Source organism: Anaerosphaera aminiphila DSM 21120 (assembly GCF_900129925.1).
Lineage (GTDB): Bacteria > Bacillota > Clostridia > Tissierellales > Peptoniphilaceae > Anaerosphaera > Anaerosphaera aminiphila.
Map to the genome: position 1 here is coordinate 17,493 of NZ_FQXI01000017.1, position 19,789 is coordinate 37,281.

The window sequence follows — 19,789 nt, forward strand, 5'->3', positions numbered from 1 at the left end:
ATGTGAACAGAAAGCTTGTAAGTATTAGGAACAAAAAGAAAAAAATAGAAGAGAAGTTAAAAGATTTAAATGCAAAATACAAGGAAATTTGCGATGAAGAAATACAAGTTGAAAATGAAGAAATAATTGTAACTCTTAGGAGGAACAATATTAGCTTGGAAGAATTAATGGAGAAAATCAATGATAGAAAAAGAGAAGAAAAATTAAAAGAAAAGGAGAACATTCATAATGAAGAAATTTAATACGAACAGACTAAGAGCCTTTTTTATGGCTCTTTTATTAGTTTTAACATCAACTGTGCATACAAGTGCATTTGCAAAGTCTGATGTTACTTGGACGGAAGATGATTTTATATACCATCAAGGAGATAAGACTCATGTAGCAGGACTAAGTAAAACAGGATGGGAAAAAGCAGAGAAAACTCAAGAAATTAAGTTTTTAGAAGGTACTAAAACTATTGGATATATAAATAGTTCTGGTTACTCACAAAATATGTTTGATATTCAAAGAATCTCAAAGTTAAAAGATTTGAAGATTACTCTACCAGAATCCTTAGAAACAATTAAGAGCAACTCTTTTGTATATTGCCCGATAAGAGAAATTAAATTGCCAAGCAATTTAAAAACAATTGAAAGTTGGGCATTTAACAATACAAATTTAGAAGAAATCTATATTCCTGATTCAGTAACAAACCTTGGTGGTGCTGCCTTTAGAGAAAATAAGATAAAAATAGCTAGACTTCCAAAAGGTTTAAAGGTTATAAAAGATGGATTATTCTTTGAGAACGAACTAGAAGAAATTGAAATACCAGATAGTGTTGAGGTTATTGAAGGTGGAGCTTTTTATAAGAACGCATTAAGGAGAATTAATGCACCAAGCAATCCTAAACTTAATAATACTGGAGCTAAGTTAATAGGGAATCAAGTTGTAGAATATAGACCAAAACAAAATCCTTTCTATCTTAATAATCTAGGATATAATGGAGAACTTGGAATTTCTAATTACAAAAATCTAATCAAAGATGAAGATGGAGGATTGATATTTCCAAAAGATGTAGACATGGTAGAATTGGACTTTTCAGTTCCAAGATACTACTATTCAGGAACTATCAAGATTTACAATCCAAATAAATATTCCATTGATACTCAAACAGATTTGACAGGACAAGATATTGATGAAAAGGAGAATAAGATTGATGATTTAATTAAAAACATTAAGGATTTAGAAAATCAGATCAAAGACTTAAATGATAAGAAACAAGAATACCAATCAAAGATAGATGAATTAAAGAAAAAGTTAGAATCTTGCAAAGATAATGGAGAGAACTTAAAACAAGAAAAAGCTAAGCTAGAAGAAGAGATTAGAGATAAAGATAATAAGATTGCTCAATTGAATAAAGAAATTGAGGATCTTAAAAACTCCAATAATGATGAACTAATAGCAGAAATTACTCAGCTTAAAGATGAATTAAAAAGATTACAAGATGAAAATGCAAAACTAAAAGAAGATTATTCATCTACAAAATGGGAGTTAGAGGCTGAGAAAGAAAAGGCCGATAAAAACAAAAATAAAATCAAAGAAATGCAAGAAAAGCTCGAGTCTTTAGAAGGAGAACTTGCAAAGAAGACTAAAGAAATTGAAGATAAAGACAATAGAATTAAGGACTTAGAAAAAGCTCTTGATGAAAAAGATGCTAAGATAAAAGACCTTGAGTCTAAAAAGAAAGAGACAGAAAATTCTAAGTCAGAATGCTGTAAGAAAATTGAAGAGCTTCAAAAGGCTATTGATAGTTTAAAAGAATCTTCTGAAAATACAAAAAAAGAATTAGAAGAGAAAATTAAAGAACTAGAAGAAAAACAAAAAGCTTCTGAAGAAGAAATTAAAAAGCTAAAAGAAGAATTAGATAATAAAATCGAAGAAGCAAAGAAGCTAATCGAGGAAGCAAATAAAAAAGCGAAAGAAGAACTTGAAAAACAAGCTAAAGATGAAAAAGAAAAAAATCTAAACCAAGACTTATCTAAGAAATTAGATGAACTTCTAAAACTCCAAAAAGAAAACAAAGATAAGAAAGAAGATAAGAAATCTCAAGATAAGAAGTGGGACGAACTTTTGAAAGCTGATGACAAGAATATCCTAAATCAATTTGATCTTAACAAGATGAAAGAGCAAGATAAACAATTGGACAAAAAACAAGCTAAAGATGAAAAAGAATTTGCAGTTTTTCAAGTAGACAAAAACTTTTATAACATTATCAATAAAGATGGTAAAACAACAGTCTACATGGATGTAAAAACTTATGTGGATCAAGGAAGAACTATGATTCCAGTTAGATATATTGCCTATACTCTAGGTTTTAATGTTGAGTATGACAACTCTACTCGTGAAGCTATTTTCTCAAACAAAGAGAATAATATCTTAGCTAAAAAGACATTAAGACTAAATATTGATACTGGTGTTATGAAAGATTCAGATGGAAAAGTTTACAATTCAGATGTTAAGCCAGTGATTATAAATGGAAGAATTCATGCTTCAATTTCAAATATTGCCAAAGCTTTTGGAGCAAGTCATGGAGATATCAAAGATGGTAAAAATCAAACAATAGAATGGGACAATGCTAGAAAAGCAGTTTATGTATTTAAAAATGTAAAATAAGAAAGGATAGAAAAATGAATATGAGCATTAAACGAGGAGTAGCTATAGCGTTACTCCTTTTTACATTTACAGTACCAGCAACTACATTTGCGATGACAAATGAAGGACAAATCGAAAATCAAAGTGAATCAATATATGAACCACAAAAAGAAGAATTTGAAAAAATGTTGAAAGATGATGTTTTTACACCATCAAAAGAAGAAATTCCTTATCAAGATGTTCCAAGAATACCAGGAAATACAAGTGAAGCAACTAAGCCTTCAAATAATCCTCCTAAGAAAACACCACTTGTAAAAGGTGGTAATACAAAGGCAGTAAATAATCTTGCGACACAAGAAAATAAGGCGAGAGGTTCAGTAATTGAAAATGTAGATAGGAATGGAAAAGATATTACACCAAGTGGAGACACAGAAAAAGATAAAGAAAATCCAGTAGATGTAAGACAATTTTTAACATTTCAAACTAAAAGTGGAAAAACTATGCACCTAATAGTGGATCACTCATCAAATCAAGATAATGTAAGGCTATTAACAGAAGTAGGAGAGCAAGACCTACTTAATATGATTGAATCAGAAGATAAAAACACTATAAAGGTTGAAGAGCCTAAGAAAGAAGAAGTAAAAAAAGAAGAACCTACTGTTGTTCCAGTAAAAGAAGAAAAGAAAAGTGGAATAGGTTCATTTCTAATTATTGCACTTGTAATTGGAGGAGTTATAGGAGCAGGATATTATTTTAAAGTAGTCAAAGCAAAAGAAGATAGAATGTTGGAAGACTTTGAAGAAGATGATGAGGATTATATTAGTGAGTCAGAAGATGATGACGATGATGAAACTCACGAAGAATCTTTAGATGAAGATGATGAACTATTATAATAATTTTTAAAAGCTTGAGCGAGAGAGAAATCTTTCGCTCTTTTTTTAATTTAAGGAGGTATTAATGAAGTTAGTAATAGCAGAAAAGCCAAGTGTAGCAGTTACAATTGCAAAAGTAATTGGAGCAAGAACAAGAATAAACGGATATTATGAGGGGAATGGATACATTGTTTCTTGGTGTGTAGGTCATTTAATTCAAATGGCAAGTCCAGATAAGATTGATGAAAAATGGAAGAAATGGACAATAGACACTCTTCCTATAATCCCAGAAGAATATATTTATGAAGTATCTAAAAGCACTAAAAAACAATATGGAATTTTAAAGAAACTTTTAAACGATAAGAACATCGACACAGTTATAAATGCTTGTGATGCTGGAAGAGAGGGAGAACTTATTTTTAGGCTTGTATATAATCAAGCTAAATGTAAAAAGAAGATTCAAAGACTTTGGATATCTTCAATGGAAAACAAAGCTATTGAAGATGGCTTTAGAAATCTTAAAGACGGAGAAAACTTTGAAGACTTATATAGATCGGCAAGTGCAAGATCTATTGCGGATTGGTTAGTAGGAATGAATCTAAGCAGGCTTTATTCTTGCATTTACAAGGAAACATATTCAGTTGGTAGAGTACAAACACCAACTCTATATTTAATTGCTAAAAGAGATAGTGAAATAAACCTATTTAAGAAGCAAAAATATTATACGGTAGACCTATCTTATGGAGAATTAAAACTTGTATCAGATAGGATTGATAGAATTGAAGTTGCAGAACAACTATTAAATCTACTAGAAGATGAAATAGTTATTACAGAGGTAGAGGATAAAGAAATAAGCACAAAACCAGATAAGCCTTATGATCTCACTACCTTACAAAGAGAAGCAAATAAATATTTTGGATATTCAGCAAATGACACTTTAAATCTAGCACAAGGTTTGTATGAAAAAAAGCTAATCACATACCCAAGAACAGATAGCAGGTATCTAACCGATGATATGGTTACTACTATGAAAGAATTATTAGAAGGACTTGAAGATGATTTTAGGGTTAATGAATCAAACTTTAAGTCTATTTTTAATTCATCTAAGGTTACAGACCACTATGCAATTATTCCTACTATATCTGGTATTGAAAAAGCTAAAGATTTATCTGATAAAGAAAGCAAAGTATATAATCTAATTAAGAATAAATTACTTGCTTCATGTTCGGATAACTTAAAGGAATCTAGTAGAAAAATCAGATATGAATATGATAAATTTAACTTCAATGCAAGTGGCAAGACTATAATCGATGAAGGTTATGCCAAGTATTTAAAGCCTTATGGAAAACAAAAACAAGAAAATGAATTACCAGATGTAAAGACTGGAGATAAAATTAAGCTAACTTCTAAAAATATATCGGAGAAATTTACAAAAGCTCCAAGTCATTATAATGAAGATACACTTTTAAAGGCTATGGAGAATGCAGGGATTGAATCTTTGGATAAAGACATAGAAGTAGAAAGGAAAGGTTTAGGAACACCAGCTACAAGAGCAGGAATTATTGAAAATCTTATCCATAAGGACCTTATAAGAAGAAATAAGAAAAATCTACTTGTAACAGAAAAAGGCAATAGGCTTGTATCGATTGTAGAGGATAAGTTTAAATCAGCAGAAACAACTTCTGAATGGGAAATGAAACTTGCAAAGATTAGCTCTGGAGAAGTAGATAAAGAAGACTTTTTAAGAGAAATAGAAAATAATATAAGGGAGCTTGTAGATAGGTACAAGAATAATCTAAATGAATAAGGTGAAGATATTAGAGCTTTTCGGTGGCATAGGTGCTATTAGAAAGGCTTTTATTAATTTGAAGATACCTTATGAAGTTGTTGATTATGTAGAAATAGATAAGGCTTGTGTTAAATCATATAACGCTCTTTATGGAGGAGAATATAGAGCAAAATCAGTAGTAGGATATAAAGCTCCTAATGAAAAGATAGACTTAATTATGCATGGAAGTCCTTGCCAAGACTTTTCAAGAATTGGAAAAAAGCAGGGAGGAGTAAAAAACTCAGGCACTAGATCAAGCTTACTATTTGAAACAATTAGAATAATTAAAGAAATGAAAGAAAAACCTAAATGGATAATTTGGGAAAATGTAAAGGGAGTTCTTGATAGAAATATGAGGGACTCCTTTTTTATTTATCTAAAAGAGCTAGAGAGCCTAGGATATGAAAGCAAGTATAAAATCTTAAATGCAATGGACTTTGGCATACCTCAAAAAAGGGAAAGGATATTTGTTGTTTCATGTCTTGGAAAAAACAACTTTTCTTTTAATAAATTGGAGAGGAAAGAAACTAGACCACTAAGTGAATTTTTAGAAAAGGATGTAAGTGAACTTTATACAATGACCCAACCTTATATGCTGAAATTTTTAAATAAAGGCATAGATAACAGTTTTAGAGGGCGATTAAAAGTGATTAAAGCTTTTTCTTATACTATTTCTACAAAACAAATGAGAGTTCCTAATTCTGGAATAATAGATATTGGAAATGGTAAATATAGGTATTTAACAGAAAGAGAATGTTTAAGACTCATGGGTTTTGATGATAGTGATATAGATAAATTAGAGGAAGTACATCCAAGAAGAAAAAATTGCACTTCAAGCAAACTATATAAGCAGGCAGGCAATTCTATTGTGGTTGATATTTTAATGGCTATTATAAAAGAAATTCATAGAATGGAGGTAGGAAATGCAAGTAAATGATTTTAAGAATATACAAGAAGCAATAAAGTATGAAGTTTTGCAAGATGAAAAAGAATATTTAAAACTCTTAAAAGTTATAGGTAACAATCAAAAATATGATTTTTCAAGCCAACTAAGTATATACAACAAAGAACCTGAAGCTAGAGCTTGTGCAACCTTTGATATGTGGAAGAAATATTTTGGTCGAGTTGTTATGAGAGGTCAAAAGGGTATTCCAATTTTAGTTGGAAGTGATGTAAGTCAAAGAGTTTCATATATCTTTGATATTAGTCAGACCACATCAATGGATAGGAATATTAATGAGGTTAGCTTATGGCAGTTTGACCACGAAAATCATAACGAGGCTTTAAAAGAAATTATAAGAGATTCTTCATTTGAAGCTAGTGATTCACTTAATGAAAATATATTTTCTCTTAGTCGAATTTATGGAGATGAATATATTAATTTGGCTCTTGCTGATTTAAGGATAGATATAGAGGATAGACTGAGTTTTGAAAAGTTTATGAGAGACTCAATATCCTATGCGGTAGCTAATAGGTTTAATACAGTCTATCCTATGGATATGGAAAATTTAAAAAATAATTTCTTGAGGATTAATACAATTTCTTTAGAACAGATAGGTCTTGTAATATCAAGGGTTAGTGAAGATATTATAGATAGCACAATAGAAAAATCTAAGGAAATGGATCGTGCTAGGCTGCTGACAGAAAGGGCCGATGCCGACTATAATAGAGATATAGAAAATATAAATGATAATAGAGGAGGTCAAAATGATTTATATAGACGAGATGATAGGTCAAGAAGTGGAGATGGACGAGTTTTCACAGATGGAAGCGACAGAGGAAATAGCGATGAAGATCGAAGAGAAAACCTTGGACATGATGGAGAAGGATATGGAATTTATGGAGAGATTTCCGAATCCGACTTACGCGGTTCTGAGACTGTCTTACCTGGTAGGGAGCGAGGACATGGAGAACTGGAAGAAACTTCAGGAAATGTACGAGGAGAAAACACTTTTGAACCATCTGAAGGAAATTCAGAATCAGGCAGTGGACTTTATCAAGAGAGAGAAAGTCAAGATGATGAAAGCCCAAGGATTGACAGAGAAGATGAAAAGAGAGAATCCAGAGGAATACCAAGGACAGATGAACAACTTGATGGCAACAGTGAAGAGAATAGCAATCAAGGAATACGTGGAAGCTTAGAAAATGAAATAAGCCAAGAAAAGGAAGCTGATGAAGCTTCTTTTTTTGGTGACAAAAACACTGAAAATAGAAAAAATTACTGGATTGTAGAATTTAATGAAAACCACGAATTAGTTCCTGATTATAGTGGACAGATAGTAACTAAAGACTTAATTAATGTCCTAAGACAAAAGGATATAGATGTTAAAGACCATAATCAAACTCTTGGAGAAAATGAATTTGGAGAAATGACTGATGATTATATCGGATATTTCAAATTCTATTTTGACCACTATGTAGATGGCGAAGTTGTCGAGCGTTATAGGATTGACCTTGGTGATGGTGAAGAAGTAAATGAGCGTGAATTTTCATATTTAGAAGAACAAGTTGCAATAAGCGAGGAAAAATCTTTACAAGAAGAAGTAAAGGAAAAGATAGAACCTAAATTTAAGATAGGCGATCAGGTTAGATATAAAGATAAGGACTTTACTATTACAGACTTTGATGAACTAAGTGGAGGACTTAAAACTGTAACCATTAGAGATAATATGGAATATATGGGAGGTATGATTAGGGGTTCGGAAGTAATTCCATATAGAAACGATTCATACCTTGAAGAAATCTTTGAAAATCTAAGTCAAACATCAGAAAAACTAGCAGTAAAGGTTGGTAAGGAATTTATTTTAGAAGATGAAAATACCTTTGATGGAATTAACTTAATTGAAACAGGAACTAAGGTAGAAGTTAATGGAGAAGAATTTCCTTTATATAAGGGTGAAACATTTGAAGAAAGTAGAAAGATTGATGACCTTTTAGATAGTGGAGATTATGAAATATACAAGTTATCTGAGCATGAAAATCAAATTGAAAGACAAGTAGAGCAAGAAAGCTTTATTGATAACTACAATCCTGAAATTGACCAAATGATGGATAGGATAAACGAGCCAAGAGAAGCATCCGAAAACTTATTGAGAGGTAAAGAAGATTTAAAGAATTTAAGTTATGAACCTAATAAGGAAAGACTAAGTTTTGCTAGAAATTATGACTTGAAAAATCATATTTACTCAGAATACCTAACACCCTCAGAAAAGCTAGATAAAAATATCAAAGCTATTAAAATGCTAAAAAGACTTGAAAATGAAAATAGGAGTCCAAGAGAGTATGAACAAGCTTATCTTGCTGATTATCTGGGTTGGGGAGGTCTTTCCGATGTCTTCGATGAAGAAAAAGGAGGACAATGGCTTGAAGCAAGAAATATTTTAAAAGAAAATTTAACGAATGAAGAGTATTTGAATGCTAAAGAGTCTACTTTAACATCGTTTTATACACCTAGAGAGGTAATGGATGGGATATATAAGACCCTAACAGATATGGGTTTTAAGACTGGGAATATCCTTGAACCATCTGCAGGAGTTGGTAACTTCATTGGTAATATGCCAAGTGAAATACAAGGCTCTAAAGTATATGGAGTAGAAAAAGATAGCCTTAGTGGAAGAATAGCAAGAGAGCTTTATCCTGAAGCTAATATTCAAATTAAAGGTTTTGAAGAAACAAACTTCTCAAATAATTTCTTTGACTTGGTAATAGGAAATGTTCCCTTTGGAGATTTTAAAGTAAACGATCGTGAATATAACAGAAATAACTTTCTGATTCACGATTATTTTTTTGCAAAGTCAATAGATAAGGTAAGAAATGGAGGAATTGTTGCCTTCATAACCTCATCTGGAACTATGGATAAAAAAGATGAATCTGTTAGAAAATATATTAATGCAAGGTGTGAATTTTTAGGAGCTATGAGGCTACCTAATACAACATTTAAAGGACTTGCTGGTACAGAAGTTACTTCAGATATTATTTTCTTAAAAAAGAGAGATTCAGTTATAGAAAGAGATGATGATTGGATTCATCTAGCAACTGATAAAAAGGGTTTGACTTATAATAAATACTTTGTAGATAATCCTCAGATGGTATTAGGGGATATGAAAGAAGTATCTGGCAGATTTGGCAATACCATTACTTGTGATGAAAAAGAAGATGAAAATTTAAAAGATTTAATGGATCTTGCAAGTAAGGAAATATCTTCAAATTCAAAATATGAAGAGGTCGAATTATTGGAAGATGAAGAATTAAGTCTTCCAGCGACAGATGATGTTAAAAATTTTTCTTACACTATTATTGATGAAGAAGTCTACCTAAGAGAAAACTCAGTCTTAATTAAGCAGAATATATCAGATAAAAACAAAGAAAAGATAAAAGATTACCTTGATGTAATGAATGCTTTAAAAAATGTAATAGAAAAACAAAAGGACGATTTTTCTGATGAAGAAATAAAAGAATCACAAGCAAAGTTAAATGAAGTCTATGATAACTTTTCAAAGAAACATGGCTTTATTAACTCCCTATCAAACACTAGAGCCTTAAAGGAAGACTCGAACTTTCCTTTGGTTTCATCAATAGAAATACTTGATGATGAGGATAATTTCAAAGCTAAGAGTGATATATTCTCAAAAAGAACAATAACAAAGGCAAAAGTAGTAGACCATGTAGACACTTCTCTTGAAGCTTTGGTTTTATCAGTTTCACAAAAGGGATATGTAGATTTTGAATATATGGAATCTATCACAAGTAAAGATAAGGACACCTTAATTGGTGAACTTGAGGGCGAGATATTTTTAGATATTAGGGATACAGACCTAATAAATAACAGAATGCCCTTTGAAAACTTTAACAATGACGATCCATTTCATTTTTCATATGTATCGGCCGATGAGTATCTAAGTGGCAATATTAGAGAAAAGATTGGTTACCTCAATTCATATATCGGAGAAATTGAAAATGTAATAGATTTAGCACCTTCTGAAAAGAAAGATACATTATTAAACGAGTTAGGCAAACTCAAATATCAAAGAGAGAAATTACAAGAAGTTATGCCTGAAGAACTCACTGCTTCTGATATAAATGTAAGGTTAGGAGCAACTTGGATACCTCAAAAAGATATAGAAGACTTTACTTTTAACCTTTTAAAAACACCTGGCTATGATAGGTGGAATATAAATGTTAGGTTCTCGCCACATACAAGTGAATGGAACATTGAAGGTAAAAGTGTTGACTCGACTAATGACCTTGCTAACATGACTTATGGTACAAGTAGAGTGAATGCCTATAAGCTAATTGAAAATGCTCTTAATCTAAAAGATACAAAGGTATTTGACCAAGTAATAAATGATGATGGTTCTAAGACCTCTGTATTAAACAAAAAAGAAACTATGCTTGCAAGTCAAAAGCAAGAGCTAATTAAAGAAGAATTTAAGAATTGGATATTTGAAGATCCTGATAGAAGATATAGGCTAGAAAAGATTTATAATGAAAAATTCAATTCTATTAGAAATAGAGAATTTGATGGTTCTAACTTAACTTTTGATGGAATGAATACTGAAATCAGACTTCGAGAACATCAGAAAAACGCCATAGCAAGGACTCTTTATGGTGGAAATACACTACTTGCCCATGTAGTAGGAGCAGGAAAAACTTTTGAAATGGTAGCTTCTGCTATGGAATCTAAAAAATTAGGACTTGCAAGTAAGTCATTATTTGTAGTTCCTAACCATCTAACCACTCAAATTGGTAGAGAGTTTATGCAATTATATCCGTCTGCAAATATTATGGTGGCCGATAAAAAAGACTTCCAACCTAAAAATAGAAAAAGATTTATTGGTAGGATTGCAACGGGAGAATATGACGCAGTTATCATAGGACACTCTCAATTTGAAAAGATACCAATGTCAAAGGAATACCAGATAAGGCATATACAAGACCAAATAGATGATATAGTTTCCTTTATTGATGAGAACAAAAGAAATAGAGGAGAAAATTTCACTGTAAAACAACTGGAAAAGACAAAGAAGAAACTCTTGGTAAGACTGGAAAAACTAAATGATGACTTTAAAAAGGATGATGTAATAACCTTTGAAGAACTAGGAGTAGATAAGTTATTTATAGACGAAGCTCATAATTACAAAAACTTATTCTTGCATACCAAGATGAGAAATGTTGCGGGTATCGGTCAGAGTGAAGCCTTTAAGTCTTCGGATATGTATATGAAATGTAGGTATATGGATGAAATGACAGATGGAAAGGGCGTTGTATTTGCTACTGGTACACCAATATCAAATTCAATGACAGAGCTTTATACTATGCAAAGATATCTTCAATATGACGATTTAAAGGCAAGAGGATTAGAACATTTTGACGCTTGGGCTTCTACCTTTGGAGAAACAGAAAACACTTTTGAATTATCTCCAGAAGGCACTGGATATAGGCAAAAGACAAGATTTTCAAAGTTTTATAACTTGCCAGAGTTGATGTCCATGTTTAAAGAAGTAGCAGATATAAAGACTTCAGATATGTTAAATTTGCCAGTACCAGAAGCAAACTTTGAAGTTATTAAAACAAAACCTACTGAGGAACAAAAAGAAATATTAGAAGCCATTTCAGAAAGAGCTGACGCAGTTAGAAATAATCAAGTCGAGCCAACAGAAGATAATATGCTAAAGATTACAAATGATGGTAAAAAACTTGCCCTTGACCAAAGATTAATAAATCCACTACTTCCCGATGATCCTAATTCAAAGGTAAATGTATGTGTTAAAAATATCTTTTCGATCTGGGATAAGACAAAAGAAAATTCATCGACACAATTAGTATTTTCAGATATGTCTACACCAAAAGGAGATGGAGAGTTTAATATCTATGATGATATTAGAAATAAGCTAGTGAATATGGGAATACCTAAAGAAGAAATAGCCTTTATCCACGAAGCAGATACAGACAAACAAAAAGATGAATTGTTCTCTAAGGTAAGAAGAGGAGAAGTAAGAGTATTATTAGGTTCTACTCAAAAAATGGGAGCAGGTACAAATGTACAAAACAAACTAATAGCCTTACACGATTTAGACGTTCCGTGGAGACCGTCTGACCTAGAGCAAAGAAGTGGTAGAATTGTTCGTCAAGGTAATGAAAATGATAAGGTAAATATCTTTAGATATGTTACAGAAAATACCTTTGATGCTTATTTATGGCAGACTATAGAAAATAAGCAGAAATTCATATCCCAAATAATGACAAGCAAGACGCCTGTGCGTGTTGCAGAAGATGTTGATGAAGCAAGTCTATCTTATTCAGAAATTAAGGCTTTAGCTACTGGAAACCCTCTAATTAAAGAAAAGATGGATTTAGATAACGATGTTACAAAATTAAAAATGCTTGAAGCAAACTATAAGTCTAATAGATACAAGCTCGAAGATAAGGTAAATAAAATTTATCCTCAAAGTATTTTAAAAACTGAAATGGAAATACAAGCAGTTAAAGAAGATATTGCAAGTGTTGAGAAATTAGGAGAAGGAGATAGCAAATTCACTTCAATCAGTCTTGGGACAAATAAAATTTTAGATAAGAAAGAAGCTGGAGAGAAGCTATTAGAAGAAATAAAAAAGGTAAAGATAAATGATAACAAAGTTATAGGTAAATATAGAAATTTAGACTTACAAGTTTCATATAACTTTATGACTAATACTCACACCTTTAAACTCCTAGGAAAAGCAGAATACTTCGGAGAGTTTTCAAACTCTACTGATGGTAATATAACAAGGCTTGATAATGCCATTGAAAAAATGCCTTCAAGACTTGAAAGGTTAAATCAAAACCTTGAAAATTATAAAGAATCTTTAGAAAATGCCAAAGTAGAATTGACAAAACCATTTGAAAAAGCAGATGAGTTAAGGGATAAGACCCTAAGACTAGCTGAAATTAATAAACTTTTAGATATGGGAGAAGTGGAAGAATTAGAAAACCAATCACCACTATTAGAAGATTTAAAGAGGGCGATAGTTGATTATTCTAACTACGAGTTTTCAGAGTCTAATAGCTATGAAGACTTTGACAAACTATATCCTGATTTAAGCCATATAGGACTTGCCTATACAGAAACATCAGATGGTAAGCACACGATTCAATATGAGGTAAATTTGGAAGAAAAAACATGGACTCAGTATGTAGATGATGTAGCTATTAGAACAGAATCTTTTGTAGAAGAAGATATATCTAATTCACAAGCTCTTAAAGATATGACTGAAGCCATAAAGATGTCAAGTTTTGATGATCTGGTATCAGTAGATGAAGAAGATTTAAAACAAGCTCTAGGACTAGAAATAGATGATGATGGAAACTTCTATGATCCACTGGCAAAAGATCTTGATAATGACGGAATACCAGATAGGTATGACAATGATTTTAAAGATAGTGATTACTTTGAATCAACTTATGATGTAGAGGATAATCTTCACGCAAGGGAAGAGAAACCATCAATATTGGGACAAATATCAAAATTCAAATCGGAAGAAGAAAAAGATAAAAATCAAGAAAAAAACGAAAAAGCACAAGAAAGATAGAGGAGAGCGAAAGGCTCTCCTTATTTAGTACAAGGAGGACAATATGGAATATAAAGATATTAGAGAAAACTTAGAAGAAATGATGAATGATAATTACAAGGATTTTATAAAAGCACTTGTGAGCATAGAAAAAGGTGTTAATGATGAAAAGGCACTTGAAGAAGTCTATGTTTTATATATGAACAATGACACAACGGGTCTACTAAGTGATGACTTTGACTATATGATTGATGATATGAAAGAACAAGGTAAGATTGTTGAAAATGTCAGTGATATTGAAGCAAAAGATGATCTTATAAATCTCGTTGGCAATATAGCTGGAAAAGTAGAAAATCTTGAAAGAGAAAACGCAAATGGAGAAAAATTCAAAGTAAGTAATTTTTCTCTTGTTTCAAAAGATGACGATGGAAATAAAGTTTATACCAATTGTTCAGCTTATGGAGATAAGACAAAAGATTTAGAGAACCTAAAACAAGGAGATTTTGTTAAAATATTCGGACAAGTAAAAACAAGCATTGACAACAACGGAAAGGAACATAAGAATGTCCGTATTTTGTCTTCTAAGCTCTTAAAAGCAAAAGAACAAGTAAAGAGTCAAGACAAGGATAAAAAGTCTATATTAGGGCAAATAAAAAGCTTTAAGACAGATGATAAAACTAAATCAAATAAGAAAGATCATAGCAAAGATACAGAGAGATAAATATCGGCAGTCTTCGGACTGCCTTTATTTTTTTGATCACTTTAACGAAGTAAATCATATAATTGAAAGGAATCTGTGTTATATGCTATAATTAGGTAGTTAATCTATACATTTAGAAAGGTAAAATATAGAATTGGAGAATGATATGGGATTTTCATATAATAAATTATGGAAGTTATTAATAGATAAAAATATGAAAAAAACAGACTTACAATGTGCAATAGCAACTACACCCAAGACAATAGCAAAAATGGGAAGAGACGAAAATGTAAGTTTGGAAACATTAGGAAAGATTTGTGAGTATTTTCAATGTGATATTGGAGATATTATTGAATATAATTATATTAAAAGTGAGAAGAAATTATGAGGTACCTTGGAAACAAAGAAAAACTAACATGGTTTATAGAAGAAGTTATAGAAAAACACAATATAGAAGGTGAAGTTTTTGCTGACTTGTTTTCAGGAACTTGTTCTGTAGGAGATTACTTTAAAGATAAATATAAAATAATCGCTAATGACTATATGTATTTTTCTAAAATTATAGCTGAGGCAAAATTATTAAATGCTACAGCACCTAAATTTTCATCATTTATAAATAAATACGATGAAGATCCATTTATATACTTAAATAATAGAAGTTATAGACCAGGTAAAAATTTTTATATTTATAACAATTACACTCCAGTTGGAAATAGGATGTACCTTACCGAATCAAATGCAATTAAGATAGATGGAATGAGATTAGATATAGAAGAATTCTATAAAGATGGTGATATAGATTATTCAGAATACTGCTTTCTTTTAGCCTCTCTTTTTGAAAGCGTAATGAAAGTATCAAACACAACAGGAACGTATCAGGCATTTTTAAAATTTTGGGAATCTAGGTCTTTAAAGGAATTTGAATTAACATCTCTAGAACTAAATAGTGTTGAAGAAATAAAAGATAACACTATATTTTGTGAAAACACTAATAAATTAGTTAGGGAGATTGAAGGAGATATTGCTTACCTAGATCCTCCCTATACAATTAATCAATATACTAATTCATATCATCTAATAGAGACAATTGCTAAGTATGATTATCCAGAAATATTTGGGAAAACTGGAAGAAGAAAAAAAAGAGAGCTTTCAGACTATTCAAATAAAACTAATGCCATATATGCTTTTGAGGATCTTTTTAGACAGATAAAATTCAAACATATTTTGGTAAGCTATAGCAATCAATCGATTCTAAGTATTGATGAAATGGTAAATTTGGCTTCTAAATTTGCTAAAAACAATAAAGTATATGTTGAAAAAGTTCACTATAGAGAATATGCTACTAATAATTTAAGCATGAAGGGAAATGGTAAAAGTCTTAAAGAGTGTATTATTTATTTTGAAAAAGATTTTACCATAAATAAGTCACCATTGAATTATTCAGGCAGCAAAGATAAAGTGGCTGATAAAATATTTAAGTATCTACCTAATCATGTATCTGTTTTTGTAGATGCTATGGGTGGAGCATTTAACATTGGCGCTAATATTCAAGCCATGGATAAGGTTGTTTATAATGAATATAATCCTTTTATTTATTCGATAATAAAAATGCTTTTAGAATCTGAACCAGAAGCTTTAATTTCTGACATTGAACAAACAGTTAAAAAGTTTAATTTAAAGAAAAAACATAAGGATGAATATATAAAATTTAGAGATCATTATAACAAACAAGATAAATCCCCTTTAAATTTATTTGTATTGCAGATTTATGCTTTTCAAAATATGATTAGGTTTAATAATTCATATGAAATGAACACACCAGTTGGTAATAATGAATATTGTGAAAGTATAAAAGAAAGAATTCTAGGCTTTATTCCTAAAACTAAAGACATAGAATTACTAAATAAATCATATGAGGATATAGACATTGAAGACTATCCGCTTGATACTGTTTTTTATTTTGATCCTCCTTATTTTATTACCAAAGCTGAGTATAATGATGGGAAAAGAGGTTTTAAAGGTTGGGATTCAGATGAAGAATCAAAATTGCTAGATTTTTTAAATCATATTGATCAGTCAGGTAGAAAATTTATGCTATCCAATGTAGTGGAACATAATGGAAAAGTTCATAACATATTAATAGAATGGATAAAGAGTCATGGATATTCTGTTCATAGTATTGGTCAGACTGGAATAAAATATCCGAGGAAAGAGGTTTTGGTTACAAACTATTAGGAGGTTATCATATGGAAAGAATATTATATCTAAATGATAAAACTTTTCCAGATTTGTTTTATAAACATCCAATATATAAAAATAACAATTCTTTTAATATTGAAAATAGGATTGTGGACAAAATAAATGAATATAATTTTAAGTTAAACATTAAATCAATAGAATATGGTGATGTTAAAGCAACATCAGGTTTAAAAGATTCTGGAAAATTTTTTGGACTTATTCTGGATATTATTGATATTAATGTTGTGAAAATGGATCTACCTATACTAAAACTTGATAAAGGGGAATTCTATTATAAAATATTTGGATATATTTTTATATCTAATAATGAAGAGGTTTCGAGGAGTGCATTATTCTCGCAAACTATTTTTCCAGAATTGATTACAATTATAAATGACAGTCTTGATAGTCCAAACTTCAAGGTTTCAAATAAGCCGATATATTTAATTAATCTAATAGCTACAGAGATCAAGGCTTCTTATTTGTTACAAGAGCTGTATCTAATGAAGTTATTTGGAATTGAAATTGTCAATATTTTTAATGAGTGGATGGATGATTCTGTAGTAATAGAAAACTTTAAAAGTTTTGACAAAATTTTTCACGGAAGTAATCTTGATGATATATATGAGTACAATAGCATTAAAAACGATTTTGTATTGAAATTAGATAGATTTAATACCGGACTTGAAAAGGTAGATGGAGAGTATAAAGTAAAAGGCAGTAATGAAAAGTTTTATTGGATAAGAGCTTTAGGATTGACTTTATTAGCAATAAATTCTAATTTAATGGTGGACTTATCTTTAATTAATGATTTTAACAATAAGTATTCTAATGAGATTACAAATCAAAGTAAATTTAAAAGAACTCAAATATTATTCGAATATTTAGAGAAGCTAAAAAAGGGGAAGGAGTATTTTGATGTTTGATCAAAAAATATATTTTGGTGCTCCAGGCACAGGTAAAAGTTTTGAAATAAATAAACAATTAGCCAATATACCCAATAGTCAAATATTTAGAGTAGTTATACATCCAGAGTATAGTTATCTTGATTTTATTGGGCAATTATTACCTTACAAGGATTCTAATGGTACTGGCTTTAAGTTTTTTCCGGGAGTACTAACCTTGGCATTGATGAAAGCATATGAAGATTTATCGAAAGATGTATATTTGGTTTTAGAAGAATTATCAAGAGGTAATGTTTCTGCTATCTTTGGCGATATATTTCAATTATTAGACAGAAATGAAAAGTTTGAAAGTGAATATCCTATTAGAAATGAAAATATTACATCTCACATACCTCAAATTACGGATGATCAACTTGTGTTTCCTAGCAATTTTAATATTTTATGTAGTGTAAACACAAACGATCAAAATGTATTTCCAATGGATACTGCTTTTAAAAGAAGATTTGATTGGATTTATGTATCACCAAGACCTGCAGCTGGGAAGAAATGACAATAGGTAATGATGTTGAATGGTACCAAGAGAATTATCTAAGTTTAGTTGGTAATTCAGCCAGTAGCAGTAATTTTACTCAAAAAGTAATTTTTGGGGAAAGAGCTAAGATTGAGGCCAAAAATTCATCCTATAGTATTAAATTTACTTTTGTAAAAGCTAACGTAGAATTTGGGAAAGGTTCTAGTATAAAATTACAGTCAACAGGATATGGAATTCATATGTTGAATTTGCAAATGTAACTATGAAAACTTGGAATGTAGGAAACATGTCAGATACTGAAAGTGCAAAATTTGAGGGAGTTAAAAATGCTAAATTAATAGGTGGATCAGGAATTCAAATAAATCTTGTTGAATCTGATAATGCAGACTTAGTTAATTATTTCAAAGGAAATCCTACAAATAATAGTCGTAGAATCGTTGTGGAAAGAACTCCTATAGGAGAAGTTGGAGTAAGATATATTAACCAACTTGGTGAAGTTGTAGGAGAGCAACAGATAATTCCAATTGCAGATAAAGACGCATATTATCCAGGTGATAATATAGTTATTCCAGATGCATTATTAACTAACCCTGCAATACCTGAAGGATATCATTATGCAACAGCTGAAGAATTAATAGCAATGGGAAAAACTCAACCGGAATATGCCATTGCAGGCGAAAAAGGTGTTGAGGATCCTAAAATAACAGATATTTATGTTCACAGTGATAAAGTAGATTATACAGTGAATTTCGTAAATGTTTTAACAGGTGAAGCAGTGGGAACATCTGCATTTAATGATTATGTTGATGTAACTATTAAACTAAGTGAAAGTAACTATACAGATAAAATTCCTGATGGATATCACTATGCATCAGCAGAGGAATTAAAAGAAGGACAAGTACAAACAGACGAAATTAAAGTTGCTAAAGATGGCATATACACAGTATATGTTATAGAAGCAAAAGAAATAATAGATGCAAGAAATACTGCAAAAGCGGAAGTACAAGCTGCAGCAGATAAGAAAATTGGAGAAATCAATAAAGTAGTAGGAGCAGACCCTGAAGAAGTACAAGCTGCAATAACTAATGTAAACACAGAAAAAGAAGCTGGTTTTAAAGCAATTGATGATTCAAAAACAACAGCAGATATAACAACAGCAAAAGATGCTGCAATAGATAAAATTAATAAAGTAGCTCTTCCAAAGGGTGAAGCAGAAAAATTAGCAGATGCAAAAGCCAAAGCTAAAGCAGAAATCGACCAAGCAGCAAAAGATAGAACTGAAGAAATCAAAGCAATGGACAATGTATCAGATAAAGCAATAGAAGATGCAGTAGCAAAAGTAGAAGAAGAAAGAGCAGCAGGAAACAAAGCAGTAGACGAAGCAACTACAATAGAAGATGTAGGAACAGTAAAAGTAGATGCAATAGACAAAATAAACAAAGTTACTCCAAAAACAGAAGCTGAAGAATTAGCAGATGCAAAAGCCAAAGCTAAAGCAGAAATCGACCAAGCAGCAAAAGATAGAACTGCAGCAATC

General features: G+C 30.8%; 13 protein-coding genes and 1 pseudogene. All 14 read left to right on the forward strand.

Annotation, left to right across the window (positions count from 1 at the left end):
- Positions 1–2: 2 nt before the first annotated feature.
- Positions 3–242: a hypothetical protein gene (locus tag BUB47_RS08805; protein WP_002838498.1), complete on the forward strand. Its 240-nt coding sequence runs from the start codon at positions 3–5 to the stop codon at positions 240–242.
- Complete coding sequence (locus BUB47_RS08810; RefSeq protein WP_073185507.1) at positions 229–2,652, forward strand: leucine-rich repeat protein; 2,424 nt, start codon at positions 229–231, stop codon at positions 2,650–2,652. Before BUB47_RS08805 ends, BUB47_RS08810 begins: the two co-directional genes overlap by 14 nt.
- A gap of 14 nt (positions 2,653–2,666) precedes the next feature.
- Positions 2,667–3,524: a CD1107 family mobile element protein gene (locus BUB47_RS08815; protein ID WP_073185509.1), complete on the forward strand. Its 858-nt coding sequence runs from the start codon at positions 2,667–2,669 to the stop codon at positions 3,522–3,524.
- A 64-nt stretch (positions 3,525–3,588) separates the two neighbouring features.
- Positions 3,589–5,310: a DNA topoisomerase 3 gene (locus tag BUB47_RS08820; RefSeq protein WP_073185511.1), complete on the forward strand. Its 1,722-nt coding sequence runs from the start codon at positions 3,589–3,591 to the stop codon at positions 5,308–5,310.
- Positions 5,303–6,268, forward strand: a complete 966-nt coding sequence (locus BUB47_RS08825) for a DNA cytosine methyltransferase (protein ID WP_073185513.1) — start codon at positions 5,303–5,305, stop codon at positions 6,266–6,268. Before BUB47_RS08820 ends, BUB47_RS08825 begins: the two co-directional genes overlap by 8 nt.
- A gap of 968 nt (positions 6,269–7,236) precedes the next feature.
- A complete protein-coding gene (locus BUB47_RS10245) occupies positions 7,237–7,473 on the forward strand; it encodes a TnpV protein (RefSeq protein WP_407639563.1) in 237 nt (78 codons plus the stop codon).
- Positions 7,474–8,054: 581 nt separating this feature from the next.
- Positions 8,055–13,898 (forward strand): annotated as a pseudogene (locus BUB47_RS08830) (helicase-related protein); the annotation flags it as partial.
- A gap of 43 nt (positions 13,899–13,941) precedes the next feature.
- Positions 13,942–14,598, forward strand: a complete 657-nt coding sequence (locus BUB47_RS08835) for a DNA-binding protein (protein ID WP_073185517.1) — start codon at positions 13,942–13,944, stop codon at positions 14,596–14,598.
- Positions 14,599–14,743: 145 nt separating this feature from the next.
- Positions 14,744–14,965 (forward strand): helix-turn-helix domain-containing protein, encoded by a 222-nt coding sequence (locus tag BUB47_RS08840; RefSeq protein ID WP_073185519.1) that lies wholly within the window; start codon positions 14,744–14,746, stop codon positions 14,963–14,965.
- The gene (locus BUB47_RS08845) at positions 14,962–16,812 is read left to right on the forward strand and encodes a Dam family site-specific DNA-(adenine-N6)-methyltransferase (protein WP_073185521.1); all 1,851 of its coding nucleotides are present in this window, start codon (positions 14,962–14,964) and stop codon (positions 16,810–16,812) included. Before BUB47_RS08840 ends, BUB47_RS08845 begins: the two co-directional genes overlap by 4 nt.
- 11 nt (positions 16,813–16,823) lie before the next feature.
- Positions 16,824–17,741, forward strand: a complete 918-nt coding sequence (locus BUB47_RS08850) for a hypothetical protein (RefSeq protein WP_073185522.1) — start codon at positions 16,824–16,826, stop codon at positions 17,739–17,741.
- Positions 17,734–18,270, forward strand: a complete 537-nt coding sequence (locus BUB47_RS08855) for an AAA family ATPase (protein WP_073185524.1) — start codon at positions 17,734–17,736, stop codon at positions 18,268–18,270. Before BUB47_RS08850 ends, BUB47_RS08855 begins: the two co-directional genes overlap by 8 nt.
- A complete protein-coding gene (locus tag BUB47_RS08860; protein ID WP_073185526.1) occupies positions 18,267–18,512 on the forward strand; it encodes a hypothetical protein in 246 nt (81 codons plus the stop codon). Before BUB47_RS08855 ends, BUB47_RS08860 begins: the two co-directional genes overlap by 4 nt.
- A 26-nt stretch (positions 18,513–18,538) precedes the next feature.
- On the forward strand, positions 18,539–19,789 hold a 1,251-nt coding region (locus BUB47_RS08865), incomplete at its 3' end, for a DUF1542 domain-containing protein (RefSeq protein ID WP_159430549.1).